The organism is Pseudomonas akapageensis (genome assembly GCF_011355085.1).
In the GTDB taxonomy this organism is placed as follows: Bacteria; Pseudomonadota; Gammaproteobacteria; order Pseudomonadales; family Pseudomonadaceae; genus Aquipseudomonas; species Aquipseudomonas akapageensis.
Map to the genome: position 1 here is coordinate 41,405 of NZ_VXCP01000006.1, position 15,848 is coordinate 57,252.

Sequence of the window (15,848 nt, forward strand, 5' to 3'; positions counted from 1 at the left end):
GCTGTTTTTTTCATTGGTTGGCAGGAGCTTTGGCATTTCATTTTAAGGAGGTCTGAATATGATATTCGAACCCAGCACTACCCGCTCCATACTCCAGCGTCGAAGCAGTGCCAGTAACACTATTCAGTCCGCTCTCGATGGTATCGCTGTAACCGGCGTCGCCTGGTATTTGATTGATTATCATATCGGCTTTATAACGTCTGATTACGTCATCATGCTCCTGTTGCTGCTTGGGGCGTTGGCCGTCGTATACGACCATTATGCTATCTACCGAAGCAATGTTGGATTTGCCGCCAAAGCCTTCAAGCTTTTCAAGGCGTGGTCTGCCGCTTTTGGTTTTCTCGTGGTCATGGCCTTTCTTACCAAACAAAGCGAACAGTACTCGCGGTTATTGGTTGCGCAGTTATATGTTGTTGGATATTTTGCTCAGTTGCTTTTGCACCTCGCGGTGCGCGAAGTGCAGAAGAGAATATTGGCCCACTCGGCTCAATCGGAAAACGTTCTTATTATTGGCTCGGGAGGGCTGGCCAGCTTCCTTCACCATAAAATAAGCAATAATCCCTGGCTCGGTGAACGGGTGGTCGGTTGTGTGTTGGCTGGGGCGGGCAACGATCGGAGGAGGGAGAGCTCAGGGCGTGTGCAGCGTTTACCGATACTGGGGACTATTGCCGACCTGGATGAGTTGGTCGTGCGCCATTCCATCCGAACCGTATATTTTGTTACACCGCTGGATGGCTCGGAGGTCATCAAGGATGTCTACTTGAAGCTGCTTGATAAGCACATTGCAGTGAATTGGGTGCCTGACATCTTTGCACTGCGCTTGATCAACCACAGCGTCCGTGAAATTGCCGGTATTCCCGTGCTGACCTTGTCTGAAACTCCGCTGGTGGGGATGCGGCTGTTTCTGAAAAACCTTGAAGACAAAGTCCTGGCCTTTCTCATCTTGCTTCTTGCCCAGCCATTGCTGCTGACTGTAGCGATAGCCATCAAGCTCGACAGTCCAGGACCGGTGTTCTTTCGGCAGGAGCGTATGGGATGGAGTGGGGAAGTCTTTCGTATCTGGAAGTTCAGAAGCATGGTCGTCCACAAGCAGGAAGACGGCATGGTCAAGCAGGCAGAAAAGAATGATCCACGCAAGACCAGGGTTGGCGCCTTTATTCGGCGAACCAGCCTGGATGAGCTGCCACAGTTGTTCAACGTTTTGATGGGGGAAATGTCTCTGGTAGGGCCTCGCCCGCACGCTATTCAACACGATGCGCAGTACTCGAAGGGCATCGCAGAGTACTTTGCACGTCACAATATCAAACCAGGCATTACAGGCCTGGCTCAGGTGCGTGGTTTTCGCGGTGAAACGAAAGATATGGAGCAGATGGCTCTTCGTGTTGATTCCGATATTGAGTACATCAACAACTGGTCGCTCTGGCTCGATTTCGTCATTCTGGTGCGAACGCTGTTTGCCTTTACTGGCAAGCACGCCTACTAGCCGCACTTGAGTGGCTGGGCGATTACAACGTGCGGCCGGGTAAACCCACTTGAAATATGGGATGCCCGGCGAAAGAGTGAGAATGAGCCTGAAACCGGAGTGGGGAAAGAAAAGAGTTCTGGCGGACGGATTGCATCGACTTGAAGGGGGGGCGGCGCGAACCGGTGAGTTGTTCAACGCCGCGCAAAAGAAACTGTCATGACGGAAACAGATCCAGCGTACGCTCAACCTCATCGGGGTCGATACTAAAACCATCTCCCTCTGGTGTACCGACGACAAAACCAAAATGTTGGTGATCGCGATCCGTCAGGTATTTGAAAAAACAGAGGAAGCGATTAGGGGGCTGCAAAATCAGCAGCGAACCACCTGGCTGGAGCACATTGACACCATGTATGAGATGACTCCCCTCGATCCCCACCACGGTTCTTGCTCCTGCGCAGGTCGCCACGATGGTCGGAACATCGGTTGTCGCAGGATCGATAATGCGGAAACCTCTGCGCTCGCGCAGACGTTCAGCAAGTTCCAGTTCATTGCGTAACAATCGCAATGCACCCTTGCCGCCTCGCAGAATGAACACGCCGGGGTGAGAGCACACTTTTACGTGGGATAGCAATTTGTCGCCCATCGCACGGAAACGCAAGTGCTTGTGTCGGTTTTGACTGAGGTCGTCAAAGATCACCAGTTCACGAAAAAATGCATTACGCAGACGAACCGGCTGCATGCCAAGCCAGTCCTCATAACCCGGCGTATGAAGTATGCCATTCCTTGCTGTGGAGCCCAGGTTGGCAGAAAGTGCCGTAGTTACCGGGACGCCTTCCTCGCATGCCAATGGATATGTCACACAATCGTCCATTAACCACGAGCCAAACCATTTATTCCCTCCCGGCGTGCAATACAGCGCCCCGCGATCAATTTCGTCTTCTACCCGAATCCTTGGTAACCAACTGGATCTGGGGGATAAGCATGATTTTGCATTATCCTTGTAAAGGGTGCCGTCGATTAACCAGACATCTTTTAGCAGGTAGCCACGTGTTGGACCGTGTTCAACACTCCCCACGCCTTCCATTGTGCGACGGGGATGTTCGTAAGGATAAAAAAGCTCTCCTTCCCAGCCGGTCACACGTTCGAGTTGATTGGGAAGGAAAAAAGCGGGCGGAGCAATTGACGTTTCACCTGGAGCAATTTCCCACGTTTTCACCGCCACTTGTTGCAGGGGTAACGACGGCTTTCGTACAAGTCGCGTTTTTAAAATGTGTTTGTACGCCGCAAGACTCCACTTCGACCGATCGCCACCCGCCAATGTAGTAATTTCCAACATGTGATTTTCCATTTTGATGGGTTGCACAGAAGTGTCGTCATGGCTAAACACGTAAAACGTTATTTCGTTTAAAGCAGCAAGCTGTTCAGGTGGAGAGAATACTTTCCACGATAGGCGGGGACGTAAGGTGAGTGTAGCGGCTACGTAAGGTTTCGAGCAGTGTCTCTCCCGGATTTTTGGCGCAATGGAGATAGATCTTGAATAGTCCACCAAAACCCATTTCACGATATCGGCTGGCGACTTCCTCATCACTCGGTCCATCCGGAAGCCCAAGATGAAGGGTCAATTTTTTGCCTTCAACAGCGAACAGAGGTGTATCCCAGAGAAACTGCGCTGCGCCAACCCTGGGCAGTCGAACAAACATATAACCGTGGTTGCCCAGCGTATCGACATCACCCCCACGTCTTCTTTTCCACTCTAGAAGTCCGTCGTCCGGGCGAGCCAGACAAGTCCCTATATCATAATAGTCAAAACCATTTTCCAGCGCCCATTCAAGTGCCATGAAGGTGGTGATTGAGTTGATTTCACGTAGCCTTTTGGCATCCGAAAAAACAGCTTCAGGATAGCCGAACCTGATCGTGCTCCAGTAGCGCTTTCCAGCCCTGGTGATTACGCAGCCAAGATGGCAGGCCACCACCTCGTCATCCAACAGTATCAGATCGAGCCGCCCGGAAATCCTTGCCACTCTTTGAACCTCGTGGGATTCAATTTGAGAGGCGGCTGGGCCATGTCTTGCACTGGCATAAGGTTGCAGCATTTCCCGATCGGCAGTTTCAATCTCGTCGTCGAGCAGCGCCTGTTTCATCCGGTAGCGTGACCGGTTCTTGCGTAGATTTCGACGTAACTCCGTATTGTATCTCGCGGTGATCTCGTCGATTGACCTGTTCAGAGGCACGATAGCACTCAGATACTGAGGGACAAATAATGCCCCCCGGGTTGGCATTTCACTGACCAACACCGTTCGACTTGATTTATCTGATTCCAGGTTGCTGTCAAGTACTTGAGATTCTCCACCCATGAGAACCTTCACCATGTCCCGCTGTGCTTTTCTGCCAACATAGAGGATGTCGTGAGGACTATCTTTGCGTAGTTTGAATCTGGCAATTTCCCAGCGCCAAAAACATGCTCTTCCAAACATGTCTCGTAGCCAGGCGGCAGCTTTTCTTATCTCAAATCGTATTGAAGGAGATATGAGTTTACGCGTCAGTGTCGCTACGGATTCTTTCATTTATTTATCAGTGCGCCAAAGTTATTCGAGATTGTGAATTCAAACGTTTTTATTGCAAAAACTCGCAATCCTCTCCATGGAATCAGGAATGCCTGGCAACATTCCCCCTGTCTCCAGCGTTAATGCAGAAGGCTTTTCCAATGAAAAACATAACCACTGACACACCCACCACTGACACACCCACCACTGACATCGAGTAAAGATGCTGCGTCGGCGTTTTGCAAGGTAGTCGGTGGTGTCGCGGTCTGATTCAGGCCGGCAGACAGCCCAGGGGCATCAAGTCTTGCCGACAGGTTTTCTACTGCGCCTGGCGGTGGACGTGCTCTTGCGCGGGGCGGTCCTGGGTTTTTTCTTCCAGGGCGCGCTGGCTCGACCGGCCGGGCTTGCCGGCCCCGCGATGGCAAGGCTCAGGCCGGCGCAGCGTTCTACCTGCTTGCTCATCCAGGCTGACTGCTTGGCGACGAATTCATCAAGGCTCATCTCGCCGCTTTGCACCATGTCCAGCGCCTGCTCCCAGATGGCTGTGGTGCCGGGGTCGGCGATGGCGCGCGGTACGGCGTCGATCAGACTGAACGCGGCCGGGGTGGCGGCCAGAGCCTTGCCCACTTTGGTCAGATAACCGCGGTCCAGCAATCCCTGAATGATTCCGGCGCGAGTGGCTTCGGTGCCGATGCCGGTGGTGTCCTTGAGCTTTTGCTTGAGCCGTGGATCGTCCACCAGCTTGGCGACATTCTTCATCGCCTTGATCAGGTCGCCTTCGGTGAAGGGTTTGGGGGGTTGGGTCCAGAGGTCTTTGAGCGCAATGTCCGCAACGGTGCAGTCCTGACCTTCGCGCAGGCTCGGCAAGGCCTGGGGGGCAGGGGCTTCACGACCTTTGGCCGGGGTCAGCGCCTCAGGCAGGGCCCGGCGCCAGCCTGGTTCGACGATGCGCTTGCCCACGGCGCGCAAGGGCTGTGCGGCGCAGTCGAAATCCGCCTGGGTGCGATCGTATTCATGGTTGGGCAGGAACTGGGCCAGGTAGCGTGCCCGTATCAGGGTGTAGACGGCGCGTTGCTTGCTCGTCAGCCGACCCGGGTCGATCGCGGCGGCCGTCGGGATGATGCCGTGGTGGGCACTGACTTTTGCGTCGTTCCAGGCGCGTGAGCGACGTTGCGGGTCCAGGTGTTTGTGCAGTTCGGCCAGGCCCGGATCGGCACGGCCCAGCGCCGCCAGGATGGCCGACGCCTCGCCATGCTGGCTCAGCGGCAGGTAGCCGCAATCGCTGCGCGGGTAGGTGATGATCTTGTGGGTTTCATAGAGCGCCTGGGCGATGTCGAGGGTTTCCTGGGCGCCGAGGCCGAGCTTTTTCGAACACACTTCCTGCAGGGTACCCAGATCGAACAGCAGCGGCGGTGCTTCGCGCAGGCGTTCGGTGCGCAGTTCGAGCACCCTTGCGCTGGCGGCGTTGGCCATGGCTGCAGCGGCTTGTTGGGCCAGCGGTTGGTTCAGGCAGCGGCCGTGTTCGTCGCAGTGCTCATCGGCTGCACGCCATTGGGCAGTGAAGGTGGTGCCGTCGCTGACCAGTTGCACATCGATGGCCCAGTAGGGTGCCGGCACGAAATTGGCAATGCTGCGGTCGCGGTCCACCACCAGACGCAGGGTCGGCGTCTGCACGCGGCCCACCGGCAGCACGCCCTGATACCCGGACTGGCGCCCGAGCAGGGTGAACAGCCGGCTCATGTTCATGCCGATCAACCAATCGGCTCGCGAGCGACCCAGCGCCGAATGGTAGAGGCTGAAGGTCTCGGCGCCGGGCTTGAGCGCCGCCAGGGCCTTGCGGATCGAGGCGTCGTCGAGCGCCGACAGCCAGAGGCGCTGGATTGGCCCGCGATAGCGGCAATGCTCCACCAACTCGCGGGCGATCATCTCGCCCTCACGGTCGGCGTCGGTCGCGATCACCAGCTCGCGGGCTTCACCGAGCAGGCGCTTGACGGCCTTGAACTGGCCGGCAGTCTTGGGCTTGACCAGCATTTTCCACTGTGCCGGAACGATCGGCAGGTCGGCCAGGACCCAGCGTTTGTAGCGAGCGTCATAGGTATCCGGTGGTGCGGCTTCAAGCAGATGGCCGATGCACCAGGTCACCGTCACGTCCGTGCCGACCCAACAGCCATCCCCACGCCGCCTGGCGCCGAGCACCTGGGCGATATCCTTGGCCTGGGAAGGTTTTTCACAGAGAAAGAGCCGCATGCACACCACTGATGATCGTTTGTCTTCAATGGTGCATAGCATGCGTAGTGATGCGGACGGAGGCAACCTTTATCTGTATGGATATACAGATAAAATATAGGTGGCGGGGTTACCCTGTGGGAGCTGGCTTGCCGGATCGCCGGACCGCAGCGATGGCAACACCGCGGTGATTCAGAGACACCGCGTCGCTAGCATCGCGGGCAATCCCGCTCCCACAGAACAGTAAAACCCGGGCAGGTTCCAGGTTATTGATCCTTCTCGCAGTTGATCATCCACGGCACCCCGAAGCGGTCGGTCAGCATGCCGAAGCGTGACGCCCAGAACGTTTGCTCCAGGGGCATCTGGATGGTGCCCTGGTCGGACAGTTCCTCGAAGATGCGCTTGGCTTCGGCAATGGTGTCGACATTCAACGAGACCGAACATCCCGTAATGCCGGCATGGGGACGATCGGTGGTGGTGTCCGAGCCCATCAGGACTTGGTCGCCGACTTCCAGGCGGACATGGATGATCCTCTCATGATCCTCCTTCGGCATTTTTTCCCCGCCGGGCATCTCGCTAAAACGCATCATGGTGGCAATTTTGCCGTGCAGGACCAGTTGGTAGAACTTGAAGGCTGCCTCGCAATGTCCATCGAAGATCAGGTAGGGATTGATTTTCATGGTCAGTTCCTTGTAGTAGCAGGTTCAGGGTTTAGACTGCCTGGCTTCCATTTCTGCTCGCAGGCGTTCTTCCTGTTCACGTAATTCGGGCGTGAACTCGGCACCGAAGTCTTCGGCGTCGAATAACGGGCGAATCTCGATTTCGCAGTCTCCCGGCGACGGGTTGGGGCAGCGTTTGACCCACTCGATCGCCTGATCCATCGAGTCGACCTGCCACAACCAGAACCCGGCGACGAGCTGTTCGGCGGGGCCGAACGGCCCCCGATTGACGCTTCGATCCTTACCTGAAAAACGAACGCGGGCCCCCCTGGAGCTAGGGTGCAGACCCTCGCCGGCGAGCATGATTCCCGCCTTTACCAATTCCTCGTTGTACTGACCCATTGCGGTCAGCAACGCCTCGCTCGGCATCTCGCCAGCTTCGGATTCCTTGCTGGCCTTGACTATGACCATGCAGCGCATCGTCGCACCTCCCTTGTGTTTTGCAAAAGTCAGCAACAGGAAAGCGCAAAATCCGCGACATGGGTAATGTTTCTTTTAGACGATTTGTTTCTCGCCGAAGGGAGCCTTATTCACATCCTTGGCTGCGCCGTCGTTGATCGGCATTGCCAGTTTGGCTCGACCGTAAAAAACCAGCGCCATCGACAGGGAGCTCAGCCAGACGAAGATGCCTGACCACAAGGTGTGGGACATGTAGTGCCAGCCCTGGAAGACACGCGTCGTGCCATACACGAATCCCAACAGCAGCACGACGTAGAGGAGTTTTTTCGAATGCTGCCAACGGTAGCGTCGGGCGACGAAGTAGAGCGCGAACAAGCTGAAGGCGCTGGATGCGTGGCCACCCGGCCAGCAGCGTCCAGCACCGGCTTTATGCAACAGCGAGAAGTTTTCCCACCATTCCTTGCGAATTTCCGTTCCCCCGTACAACGTGGTTTCTACCGGGCAATACACACTGGTGTGGCTTTTGAGGTAGTGAATCACGCCGGTGCTCAAGGCAAAGGCCACTACCACGAACAGGAAGTCCCGGCGGTGGCGAGTGGTAAAGCGCAAGACGGGCGCGAGCCGGATTTTTTCCAGCCATACAGTGATGCGGGCATTGGGGTGTTTGGCGAATCGCGGCCAAATGAACGACAGCAATGAGCCGATGATCGCAATTTCCCCGGTCCAGTTCGGAATGATCCGTGGCCATTTATGGGTGACTTTTTCGAACAGTTCATTGTGTTCCAGCGGGAACAAACCAATCGACGGATCATAGATCAGGTTGCTGAGCACCCGGTCCAGATCCGTCAGATCGAACAGCAAAAACACCACCACGGCCAACAGCAGAGGAAGGCCAAGATTGGTGCGATAGAAGGTGTTGCCGGTGCCACGTTGCATGCGTACTACTCCGCCTTGGCCAGAACACGCTGCCATGCGGCAGCGTTCACCGACCCCAGAATTTTCGGTTTCCCCAGCTCGTCGACCGAGATGAAAAAGGCCTCAGTATAGTCGCTCGAGCGCTGGCCGCCCGAAACTTTCATGTCCCGGGCGAAATGGTCGATGCAACCACTGTGGGTGATGAGGACCAGATTTCGATGGGCTTGCTTGTGTGCCAGGAGCTTGCCGGTAAAGTCCTGGTCGCACTCCTTGAGCCACTCCTGGGTATCGGCTGGCTTGCCGAACATGGAATACGCCGTCTGTTTGGTGCGGGTCTCGGGGCTGGAAAGAATGGTGGCCTGGTCGAGCCCCAGGCTCTTGATGCCTTGACCGACTTGCGTAGCCGTCTCGCTGCCTTTGATGGTTATACCGTCGGCATCGGCCAGGCAAGGATTGTCGGAGCGATCGCAACGTTCGGCGTGGCGCACCAGCACGATGATTTCGCCCTTTGCCCATCCGGCATAGACACCCGTTTTGGTCATCTGGGCGCCGCTGTCCAGGTCTTCGATGCGTGTACAGCCTGAAAGCCAGAGCGTTGCTGCTGTCAATGCAAGCAAAGCGAACAGCTTTTTCGCAACGGTTGATTCAATTCCAACAAAACGCAGCATCGGGCCGCTCCAGAACCAGGGTCAATGTCGGGTGGCGCCAATGCCGGTCAAGCACGACCCGGCAGCGTGTTACGCCACGAATGCCGGGCAATGTAAGAAACGACCAGTTACTGGCAGGTGAAAGGGTTGTGAGAAATTGGTCAAAAGGTCGGGCGCAGACCCCTCGCATATGCGGCACATTGACATAACTTTACGAAGGTTTTGACATTTTTTTGGCAAATAGGGCGGTAGTCTCCGCGGTTAGTTATCTTTCGACTTTATTGTTCATAACCTCCCATCATCCAGTTCATTGCCAACCCCGATAAAAATCAAAGCGGCTCTCCATCGTGTGTGTTTGAACTCGAAAGGGAGTGAGGACTCGCAGTGAAGTCGAGAAGGAGTCGGCGGAACCCAATGGAACTCAAGCAAAGCCTGGCCAGCAGGATCGTCATCGTGTTTGCGTTGATGAGCGCTTTCGTCGCCGGCATATTCGCCACGGGTATTGTCGCAACCGTCCATGTCGTCGAACGCAAACTGACGGCACTCAGCTTGAGTGGAAGCCTGCACGGGTTATTGATGCAGCGCAGCACTGAAAGTTGGCGTCATCGACCGGTAAACGATGAACTCTTTTATGTTCAGGATGGCCAGGGCGACCTGGCGCTGGGTAATGATCTCAAACAGCTGAAAATTGGCTTTCAGGAAGTCGTCCTGGGGGCTTCACACTATTTCGCAATGGTCGAAGTCGTTGACGGACGCAAGTATGTCCTGCTGCGTGATCAACTCGGCCTGGTCAAACGCGAAAAACTGCTGTTCGTCATTGTCGGCGCGGGCTTTTTGTTGAGTATCGTGCTGGCATTGTTACTGGGCAGGCTGTTGGCCCGGCGGGTCATGGCCCCGGTGATTCGGCTGGCAGGGCAAGTTCGCCACCGTGATCAGATGCTCACCCTGGCACCCGCACTGTCGCCGGAATATGCAAGCGACGAGGTCGGCGAGCTGGCTGCTTCCTTCGATCAGGCTCTGAGCAAATTGCGCGCTGCCCTGGGGCGTGAGCAACTCTTCACCAGTGATGTCAGCCATGAACTGCGCACACCCTTGATGGTGCTGGCCAGTTCGTGCGATCTGCTATTGGAAAATACAAAGTGCGACCCGCGCGCGCAAAAACAGGTGACCCGTATCGCGCGAGCCACGGAGGGAATGCGGCAGTTGATCGAAACCTTCCTGTTGCTGGCGCGTGACAAGGGAAGTGCGTCGGCATTGAGCACGACAGCCACATTGAAAAAAACCGCCGATGAACTGGCCGAGATATGGGGCAGGCAAATCGAGGAAAAAGGACTTGAGTTCATCTACCTTCCCGAGAACGATCCGCCCGCTCTTTATAATCAGACGTTCCTGCAATCGGTGATGGGCAATCTTCTGCGCAATGCCTGGCACTATACCGATCAAGGCTTTGTTCGCTTAACGCTGGATGCCACCGGCTTTAGTGTCGAAGACAGTGGTATTGGCATTCCGGAAGCACAGCGGCACGCGATGTTTCAACCTTTTGTCAGGGGGGATGAACAGCGAGGCGAGGGTCTCGGCCTGGGGCTTTCCCTGGTGCAGCGGATTTGCGTAAACCAGGGTTGGAAAGTGACGCTAACCAGCCGCGAGCCCAACGGTTGTCGATTTTCGGTCGAGCTAGGCCGGCCTTGAAGGTAAAACCAGATGCGTATATTAGTTGTAGAAGACAACCAGGACATTCATGACAATCTTGTCGAGTTTCTGGAGCTCAAGGGCCACGAGGTCGAAGGTGCCCTGGATGGTTTGACCGGGCTTCATCTTGCGGCTTCAAGGCACTTTGACGCCATTATTCTGGATATCATGTTGCCGGGAATCGACGGCAATCAGATTTGTCATAGTTTGCGTCAGCATTCGAAGTCCGAAGTGGCCATCGTGATGCTCAGCGCACGGGATCAACTCAATGATCGGCTGACCGGATTCAATGTGGGCGCCGATGATTACATCACCAAGCCCTTTGCAATGTCGGAATTGCTCGCCCGTATCAAGGCAGTGGTATCGCGGCGCGTTCGCAAGGGGGGCCGCATCCTTGAGGTCGGCGACCTGCGGTTCGATCTCGATACTCTGGAAGTTTCTCGAAGCGGTACGCTGCTCAAGCTCAATCCCACCAATATGAAGTTGCTGGAAGTGTTGATGCGCAAGAGTCCTCATGTGGTTCAGCGGCGTGAACTGGAGGAGGCGTTGTGGGGGCGGGACCTGCCCAGCAGCGACAGTTTGCGCAGCAACATTCACATGATGCGCCGCACGATCGACAAGTCCTTTGAAAAGCCGCTGCTGCATACCGTGCATGGCCTGGGCTACAAGCTGTGCCAGGAGCCCTGAGCAGGCTTTGTACGAAAAGTGCCTGCGCGGCGATCATGCTGCGTTAAAAACAGGCTCGGAATGCTCATTTACAATCAGTAAAGTCGGGCGCGACCCCGGCCGTTCCTCGCCTGTTTTTGCCTTGCCTGATCGCCGCTCGGCGACTTTTCGTACAAACCCTAATTGTCACGCAGAAAGCGCGCCGGGACATCTTCCTTGAACGGAAAAATGGCCAGCCACGGGCGCGCTTCGTTTAGCACCCGCTTGAACGATGGGCGTTGCAATAGCCGCTCGAAATAGGCATTCAGGTGGCCGTAAGCGGCCGGGAACGGCTCTACGATCGACCCATAGAACAGCGCCGGCGCAGCGGCACAATCGGCCAGGCTGAAGGCGTCGCCAATGGCCCAGTGCCTGTTGGCCATGTGCTGCTCGAGCAGGGCATAGGCCTTGCGCAGGCTGGCATGGGCGTCAGCGACTCCCAGCACATCCTTGCCGTTCTCGGGGCGCAGGCGATCGCCGACGATTTTCTGCATCGGCACCTGCACATGCAGGTCGAAGAAGCGGTCCCACAGGCGCGTCTGCAGGCGCAGGCTTTCATCATTCGGGAGCAGAGGAACAGGGCCTGGATAATGCTGCTCCAGGTACTCGATGATAATGCTGGTTTCAGGAATGGTTTCGCTGCGCGCGGCGTCCCGCAGCACCGGCATCTTGCCCATTGGCCATAGCCTGTGCAGCAGGGCGGTGGAGTCCGGGTCGCCGAAGTCGACCAGGTGGCTGGTAAAGGGGGTGTCGTTCTCGTAAAGCGCAATAAAGACCTTGTGACAGAACGACGACAGCGGGTGGGAATAAAGCGTCAGGGACATACGCACTCATCCTTCTTCTTGCGCTTGCGCAGGCTCGCCAGGCGCGGCTGCCGCTGGCGTGAGGTGAAAACGACACACCGTGCCGCCACGCAACATGCATTCGCCATGTTCCACATCAGCATGGCCCAGTGTGCCGATCAGCGCCAGATCCAGCTCGCAGACTTGCGGATGGGCCTTGGCCAGGTGATGGAAGACACAGTTGTGCGCCACAATTTCCTTTTCGCCGCCGGAGCGAAAGATGACCTCGGCTTCATACCCGGCGTGGTTCATGTGGCTTACGATCTGCGCCTCGTCGATGGCCTGCTGTTCCAGGCCGGCCGCCATCTTGCGGCCGAGGCTGCGCATCAGGGCGACCAGGCCGTCATGGCCGATGATATTGGCGACTTCCTCGATCAACAGGTTGGCCAGGAGCTGGTATTGCCGAGGGAACAGCTCCTTGCCTCGTAGCGTCAGTTGATACAGCTGCTCGGGCCGTCGACCGGTGGGGCGGGTTTCACCCCGCGCCACCAGGCCGTCGCGCTCCAGTGCCGAGAGGTGCTGACGCACTGCGGTGCGGGTGATTGCGAGCACCTCGGCCAGGTCATCAATGCTCATGCCCGCTGCCCGGTAGAGCAGCGCGCTGAGCAGATCCTGCTGGGTACGGCCCATGCCCTGAAGCATTCGATCTCCTTTTAGAACTTGTCAGGGAATTGTTTGACCAGTGCAGAGGTCAAGGTATCGGCCAGCACCAGAATGTGTCCACGCATGGCCTCCTCGGTTTTCGCCTCGCCGGTGTAGTCTTTCTTGGCTAATTCATCAATCTGGGCCACGTGGTGTCCGCCATGGGCGCTGAGCATGGCCACCAGCGTCGGTTCTGGCAAGTTCGGGTTGGCCTTGGCCAGGAACGCTGCTATCGCCTTGGCATTGCTGGTCAGATCGTTGACCGCGGCCTCCTTGCCGGCCGAATTTTTGGCAACGGTGGCATCACTGTAGTGTTTCACCGCGCCCCAGTGCCCGGCCAGCAATTTGAGCATCTGGTCGGCGGCCGGCTGCCCATAGAGCGGTGCGAGGCTGTTGGCGATGGCTGTAGCGTTGGCGACTACCTGATCGGCGGCGACTTTGGCTTCAGCGCTGTTTCCTGCCTGATTGGCCATCGCATAATTTCTGATCCAGAAGATATGCTGGACCCACAGGTCGCGCAGCGCCAGCCGCGTGCTCAGTGCAGCGGAGTCTGCGGCGGCGGGTTGGGTGGTGACTGCGTAGGACGGGTTCAAAACGGGTTGAACGCAGAAGGCGAGTAACAGCAAAGCCGGGATCTTGATGTTCATGGCGGTTACCTCGAGCCGGGGATGGATGATACAAAATCAATTAAAGCATTAAAATATGTCATTAATTGATGTTGAAAAAAATTCACCCATCACCCTCGTTACCTCTCGTTCCCACGCTCCGCGTCAAGACGCAGAGCGTCAGGGGAGGCATTCCCACGCGGAGCGTGGGAACGAGGGCGAGAGCCCTGTCAGGAATCAGAGCCGATCGCGAGCAATACCACTGCGAATACGCAGAATATCGGCCAGCACTGCCAAGGCAATTTCCGCCGGCGTCTTGCTACCCAGATTGAGTCCGATCGGTGCATGAATGCGCGCCAGTTCCAGCTCGCTCAAGCCACCGATTCGGCGCAGCCGCTCGAAACGCTTTTGCGAAGTCTGCATCGAACCCATCACGCCGATATAGAACGCATCGGTGCGCACTGCTTCCATCATGGCCAGGTCGTCGATGCGCGGGTCATGGGTCAAGGCCACCACGGCAGTATCGCTGTGGCAGCCGCCATCGGCGATAAAGATCGATGGCAGTTCGCGGCGAATCTCCACATTCTCCAGCACGACGCCTTCAAGCACTTCGTCGCGCGGATCGCAGAGAATCACCTCGAAGCCCAGCCCCACAGCGAACTCCGCACAGGCCTGGGCCACGCTGGAGTAACCGGCGAGGAGCAAGCGCTGGGCGGCCCCCATGCGCAAGCGCACGCGGTCCGAATCACGCTCGACCCGCGGCCCGTGTTCATGGTCGGCGATCAGGTGCCGCGCTCCGGTGGCCAGGTCCACTTCGCGGATCAGTCGGCGCTGGCCGAGCAGGGCGGATTCCAGTTCGCGCAGGTGTGCTTGTACCTCGCAATCGGGATCGAGCTTTTCCACCAGCACATCCAGGATGCCGCCGCAGGGCAGGCGTACCTGTGAGCGCGGGTCGTCACCTTCGCCGTAGCGCACCACCGCGACCGCAGCGGTAAATGCACCTTCGGCCACCCGGGCGAGAAAGTCGTCCTCCACGCAACCTCCGGACAGTGAGCCGATCCATTGCCCGGTGCCGTTGACCGCCAGCAACGAGCCCGGCGCACGAGGCGCCGAGCCGTAGGTGCAGAGCACCGTGCAGAGCCAGACGCGCTGGCCAGCGCTGGACCAGGCCAACGCTCGCCGTATCACTTGCAGGTCCAGGTGCTGCATGTCAGTGCGCCTTGTGCTCGGCAGAGGCATCGGCTTTCAACTGCTCTACCTGATTGACGGCAAGTTCGGTCGGTTGACCGCCCCAGGCCTGCCGCAGGTAGTTGACCAGGTCGGCCAGTTGTTCGGTGCTGAGTTTGTCGGCAAAGGCCGGCATCGGTTGCATGTGTTCGAAACCTGCGAACTTCTGCTCGCCGATACCGTCTTCGATCACCCGTACCAGGTTGCGCGAGTCTTCCAGGCGCAGGGTGGTGTTGCCTTGCATGGCGACGGCTATATGCGGTTTGCCTTCGCCTTCGACACCATGGCAGCCGGCACAGACGTTCAGGTAATGCTGGCGACCACGCTGGGCGCTGGCACTGAGTTTGTCTGTCGGCACTGCAGCCAGGGTCCGGGCCTGGGGCGGCTGGTCACCGAGCAGGAAGGTCGCCATGGCGGCCAGGTCCTGGTCGTTCAGGCCCACGGTGCTGTTGTGGAACACCGGGAACATTTCATTGAACATGGTGCCCTGGGCGCTCATGCCGTGCTTGAGGAAGGTGCTCAGGTCCTGGTGGGTCCAGCCGCGTGCGGCCAGGTCATCGGCCAGCAGGCTGGGCGCCAGGTAACCATTGAGCAGGCCGCCGGTCAGGCGCTTGTCCTGTTGCATGGCGCCGGGCAGGCCGCGGGGGGTGTGGCATTCGCCGCAGTGACCGAGGACATCGACCATGTACTGGCCGCGTTTCCAGGCTTCGCTCTTGCCATCGGCCGGCGCCAGTTGCACATCCTTGCCGTAGAGCATGTTCCAGCCCATGAGTCCCAGACGCACGTTGAACGGGAAGCTCAGACTGGTGACGGGCGCTGCACGGTTGATCGGCTCCACGGTCTGCAGGTAGGCGTGGATGGCGTCGGAATCTTCACGCGACATCAAGTGATAGGAGGTGTACGGCATCGCCGGGTACAGGTTGGCGCCATCGCGGCGCTTGCCCTGGGTCACGGCGGCGAAGAATTCATCGTCGCTGTACTGGCCGATGCCGTGTTCCTTGTCCGGCGTGATGTTGGTCCCGTAGATGGTCCCGAATGGCGAGACGATCGGCTGGCCGCCGGCAAACGGCGCGCCGCCGGGCGCGGTATGGCAGGCCATGCAGTCCGATGCGCGCGCGAGGTATTCCCCGCGTTCGATTTGCTTCTGGTCGGCGGCCTGGGCCAGCAGCGCCGGCACAGCCAGGGCAACCGCCAGGCTAAGGCGGGGGAAAAGTTGCTTCATGC

The 15,848-nt window shown here is 57.7% G+C and carries 15 protein-coding genes; 3 read left to right on the forward strand and 12 right to left on the reverse strand.

The window, feature by feature from the left end; translation table 11 throughout:
• Positions 1-58 precede the first annotated feature (58 nt).
• A complete protein-coding gene (locus F2S13_RS05705; protein WP_166359501.1) occupies positions 59-1,483 on the forward strand; it encodes an undecaprenyl-phosphate glucose phosphotransferase in 1,425 nt (474 codons plus the stop codon).
• A 196-nt stretch (positions 1,484-1,679) separates the two neighbouring features.
• Here the strand turns inward: F2S13_RS05705 and F2S13_RS05710 are convergent, their stop codons facing one another.
• The 7 genes from F2S13_RS05710 to pmrG all read right to left on the reverse strand — a co-directional run bounded on the left by F2S13_RS05710 (position 1,680) and on the right by pmrG (position 8,935).
• Positions 1,680-2,801 carry a glycosyltransferase 61 family protein gene (locus tag F2S13_RS05710; protein WP_246237784.1) on the reverse strand — a complete coding sequence of 374 codons (1,122 nt, stop codon included), beginning with the start codon at positions 2,799-2,801 and terminating at the stop codon, positions 1,680-1,682.
• A gap of 85 nt (positions 2,802-2,886) precedes the next feature.
• Positions 2,887-4,029: a hypothetical protein gene (locus F2S13_RS05715; RefSeq protein ID WP_166359502.1), complete on the reverse strand. Its 1,143-nt coding sequence runs from the start codon at positions 4,027-4,029 to the stop codon at positions 2,887-2,889.
• A 276-nt stretch (positions 4,030-4,305) separates the two neighbouring features.
• A complete protein-coding gene (locus F2S13_RS05720) occupies positions 4,306-6,255 on the reverse strand; it encodes a DNA topoisomerase III (RefSeq protein ID WP_166359503.1) in 1,950 nt (649 codons plus the stop codon).
• 245 nt (positions 6,256-6,500) lie between these two features.
• A complete protein-coding gene (locus F2S13_RS05725) occupies positions 6,501-6,914 on the reverse strand; it encodes a VOC family protein (RefSeq protein ID WP_166359504.1) in 414 nt (137 codons plus the stop codon).
• 24 nt (positions 6,915-6,938) lie between these two features.
• Positions 6,939-7,373: a YciI family protein gene (locus F2S13_RS05730; protein WP_166359505.1), complete on the reverse strand. Its 435-nt coding sequence runs from the start codon at positions 7,371-7,373 to the stop codon at positions 6,939-6,941.
• Between the two features lie 75 nt (positions 7,374-7,448).
• The gene (locus F2S13_RS05735) at positions 7,449-8,288 is read right to left on the reverse strand and encodes a phosphatase PAP2 family protein (protein WP_166359506.1); all 840 of its coding nucleotides are present in this window, start codon (positions 8,286-8,288) and stop codon (positions 7,449-7,451) included.
• A 5-nt stretch (positions 8,289-8,293) separates the two neighbouring features.
• Complete coding sequence (pmrG, locus tag F2S13_RS05740; protein WP_166359507.1) at positions 8,294-8,935, reverse strand: lipopolysaccharide core heptose(II)-phosphate phosphatase PmrG; 642 nt, start codon at positions 8,933-8,935, stop codon at positions 8,294-8,296.
• Positions 8,936-9,328: 393 nt separating this feature from the next.
• Between pmrG and F2S13_RS05745 the strand changes: the two genes are divergently transcribed.
• Positions 9,329-10,603 carry a sensor histidine kinase gene (locus F2S13_RS05745; protein ID WP_166359508.1) on the forward strand — a complete coding sequence of 425 codons (1,275 nt, stop codon included), beginning with the start codon at positions 9,329-9,331 and terminating at the stop codon, positions 10,601-10,603.
• A 12-nt stretch (positions 10,604-10,615) separates the two neighbouring features.
• Complete coding sequence (locus F2S13_RS05750) at positions 10,616-11,290, forward strand: response regulator transcription factor (RefSeq protein ID WP_166359509.1); 675 nt, start codon at positions 10,616-10,618, stop codon at positions 11,288-11,290.
• A gap of 158 nt (positions 11,291-11,448) precedes the next feature.
• Here F2S13_RS05750 and F2S13_RS05755 read toward each other — a convergent pair whose 3' ends face one another.
• From F2S13_RS05755 to F2S13_RS05775, 5 genes are all read right to left on the reverse strand, one after another.
• On the reverse strand, positions 11,449-12,132 hold the full coding sequence (locus tag F2S13_RS05755) for a glutathione S-transferase family protein (RefSeq protein ID WP_166359510.1): 684 nt from the start codon (positions 12,130-12,132) through the stop codon (positions 11,449-11,451).
• Positions 12,133-12,138: 6 nt separating this feature from the next.
• Positions 12,139-12,792, reverse strand: coding sequence for a helix-turn-helix transcriptional regulator (locus F2S13_RS05760; protein ID WP_166359511.1), 654 nt, complete (start codon positions 12,790-12,792; stop codon positions 12,139-12,141).
• 11 nt (positions 12,793-12,803) lie between these two features.
• Positions 12,804-13,439 carry a hypothetical protein gene (locus F2S13_RS05765; RefSeq protein WP_166359512.1) on the reverse strand — a complete coding sequence of 212 codons (636 nt, stop codon included), beginning with the start codon at positions 13,437-13,439 and terminating at the stop codon, positions 12,804-12,806.
• A 195-nt stretch (positions 13,440-13,634) separates the two neighbouring features.
• Complete coding sequence (locus tag F2S13_RS05770; protein WP_166359513.1) at positions 13,635-14,606, reverse strand: XdhC family protein; 972 nt, start codon at positions 14,604-14,606, stop codon at positions 13,635-13,637.
• Position 14,607: 1 nt separating this feature from the next.
• Entirely contained in the window at positions 14,608-15,846 is a 1,239-nt protein-coding gene (locus tag F2S13_RS05775) for a c-type cytochrome (protein ID WP_166359514.1), read from the reverse strand.
• Positions 15,847-15,848 lie beyond the last annotated feature (2 nt).

Excerpts from the sequence above, each read along its gene's own strand:
- F2S13_RS05770 (WP_166359513.1), bottom strand. The coding sequence starts at position 14,606 with ATGCAGCACCTGGACCTGCAAGTGATACGGCGAGCGTTGGCCTGGTCC.
- F2S13_RS05745 (WP_166359508.1), top strand. The coding sequence starts at position 9,329 with ATGGAACTCAAGCAAAGCCTGGCCAGCAGGATCGTCATCGTGTTTGCG.
- F2S13_RS05715 (WP_166359502.1), bottom strand. The coding sequence starts at position 4,029 with ATGAAAGAATCCGTAGCGACACTGACGCGTAAACTCATATCTCCTTCA.
- F2S13_RS05765 (WP_166359512.1), bottom strand. The coding sequence starts at position 13,439 with ATGAACATCAAGATCCCGGCTTTGCTGTTACTCGCCTTCTGCGTTCAA.
- F2S13_RS05730 (WP_166359505.1), bottom strand. The coding sequence starts at position 7,373 with ATGCGCTGCATGGTCATAGTCAAGGCCAGCAAGGAATCCGAAGCTGGC.
- F2S13_RS05720 (WP_166359503.1), bottom strand. The coding sequence starts at position 6,255 with ATGCGGCTCTTTCTCTGTGAAAAACCTTCCCAGGCCAAGGATATCGCC.
- F2S13_RS05750 (WP_166359509.1), top strand. The coding sequence starts at position 10,616 with ATGCGTATATTAGTTGTAGAAGACAACCAGGACATTCATGACAATCTT.
- F2S13_RS05735 (WP_166359506.1), bottom strand. The coding sequence starts at position 8,288 with ATGCAACGTGGCACCGGCAACACCTTCTATCGCACCAATCTTGGCCTT.
- pmrG (WP_166359507.1), bottom strand. The coding sequence starts at position 8,935 with ATGCTGCGTTTTGTTGGAATTGAATCAACCGTTGCGAAAAAGCTGTTC.
- F2S13_RS05710 (WP_246237784.1), bottom strand. The coding sequence starts at position 2,801 with ATGTTGGAAATTACTACATTGGCGGGTGGCGATCGGTCGAAGTGGAGT.
- F2S13_RS05725 (WP_166359504.1), bottom strand. The coding sequence starts at position 6,914 with ATGAAAATCAATCCCTACCTGATCTTCGATGGACATTGCGAGGCAGCC.
- F2S13_RS05760 (WP_166359511.1), bottom strand. The coding sequence starts at position 12,792 with ATGCTTCAGGGCATGGGCCGTACCCAGCAGGATCTGCTCAGCGCGCTG.
- F2S13_RS05775 (WP_166359514.1), bottom strand. The coding sequence starts at position 15,846 with ATGAAGCAACTTTTCCCCCGCCTTAGCCTGGCGGTTGCCCTGGCTGTG.
- F2S13_RS05705 (WP_166359501.1), top strand. The coding sequence starts at position 59 with ATGATATTCGAACCCAGCACTACCCGCTCCATACTCCAGCGTCGAAGC.
- F2S13_RS05755 (WP_166359510.1), bottom strand. The coding sequence starts at position 12,132 with ATGTCCCTGACGCTTTATTCCCACCCGCTGTCGTCGTTCTGTCACAAG.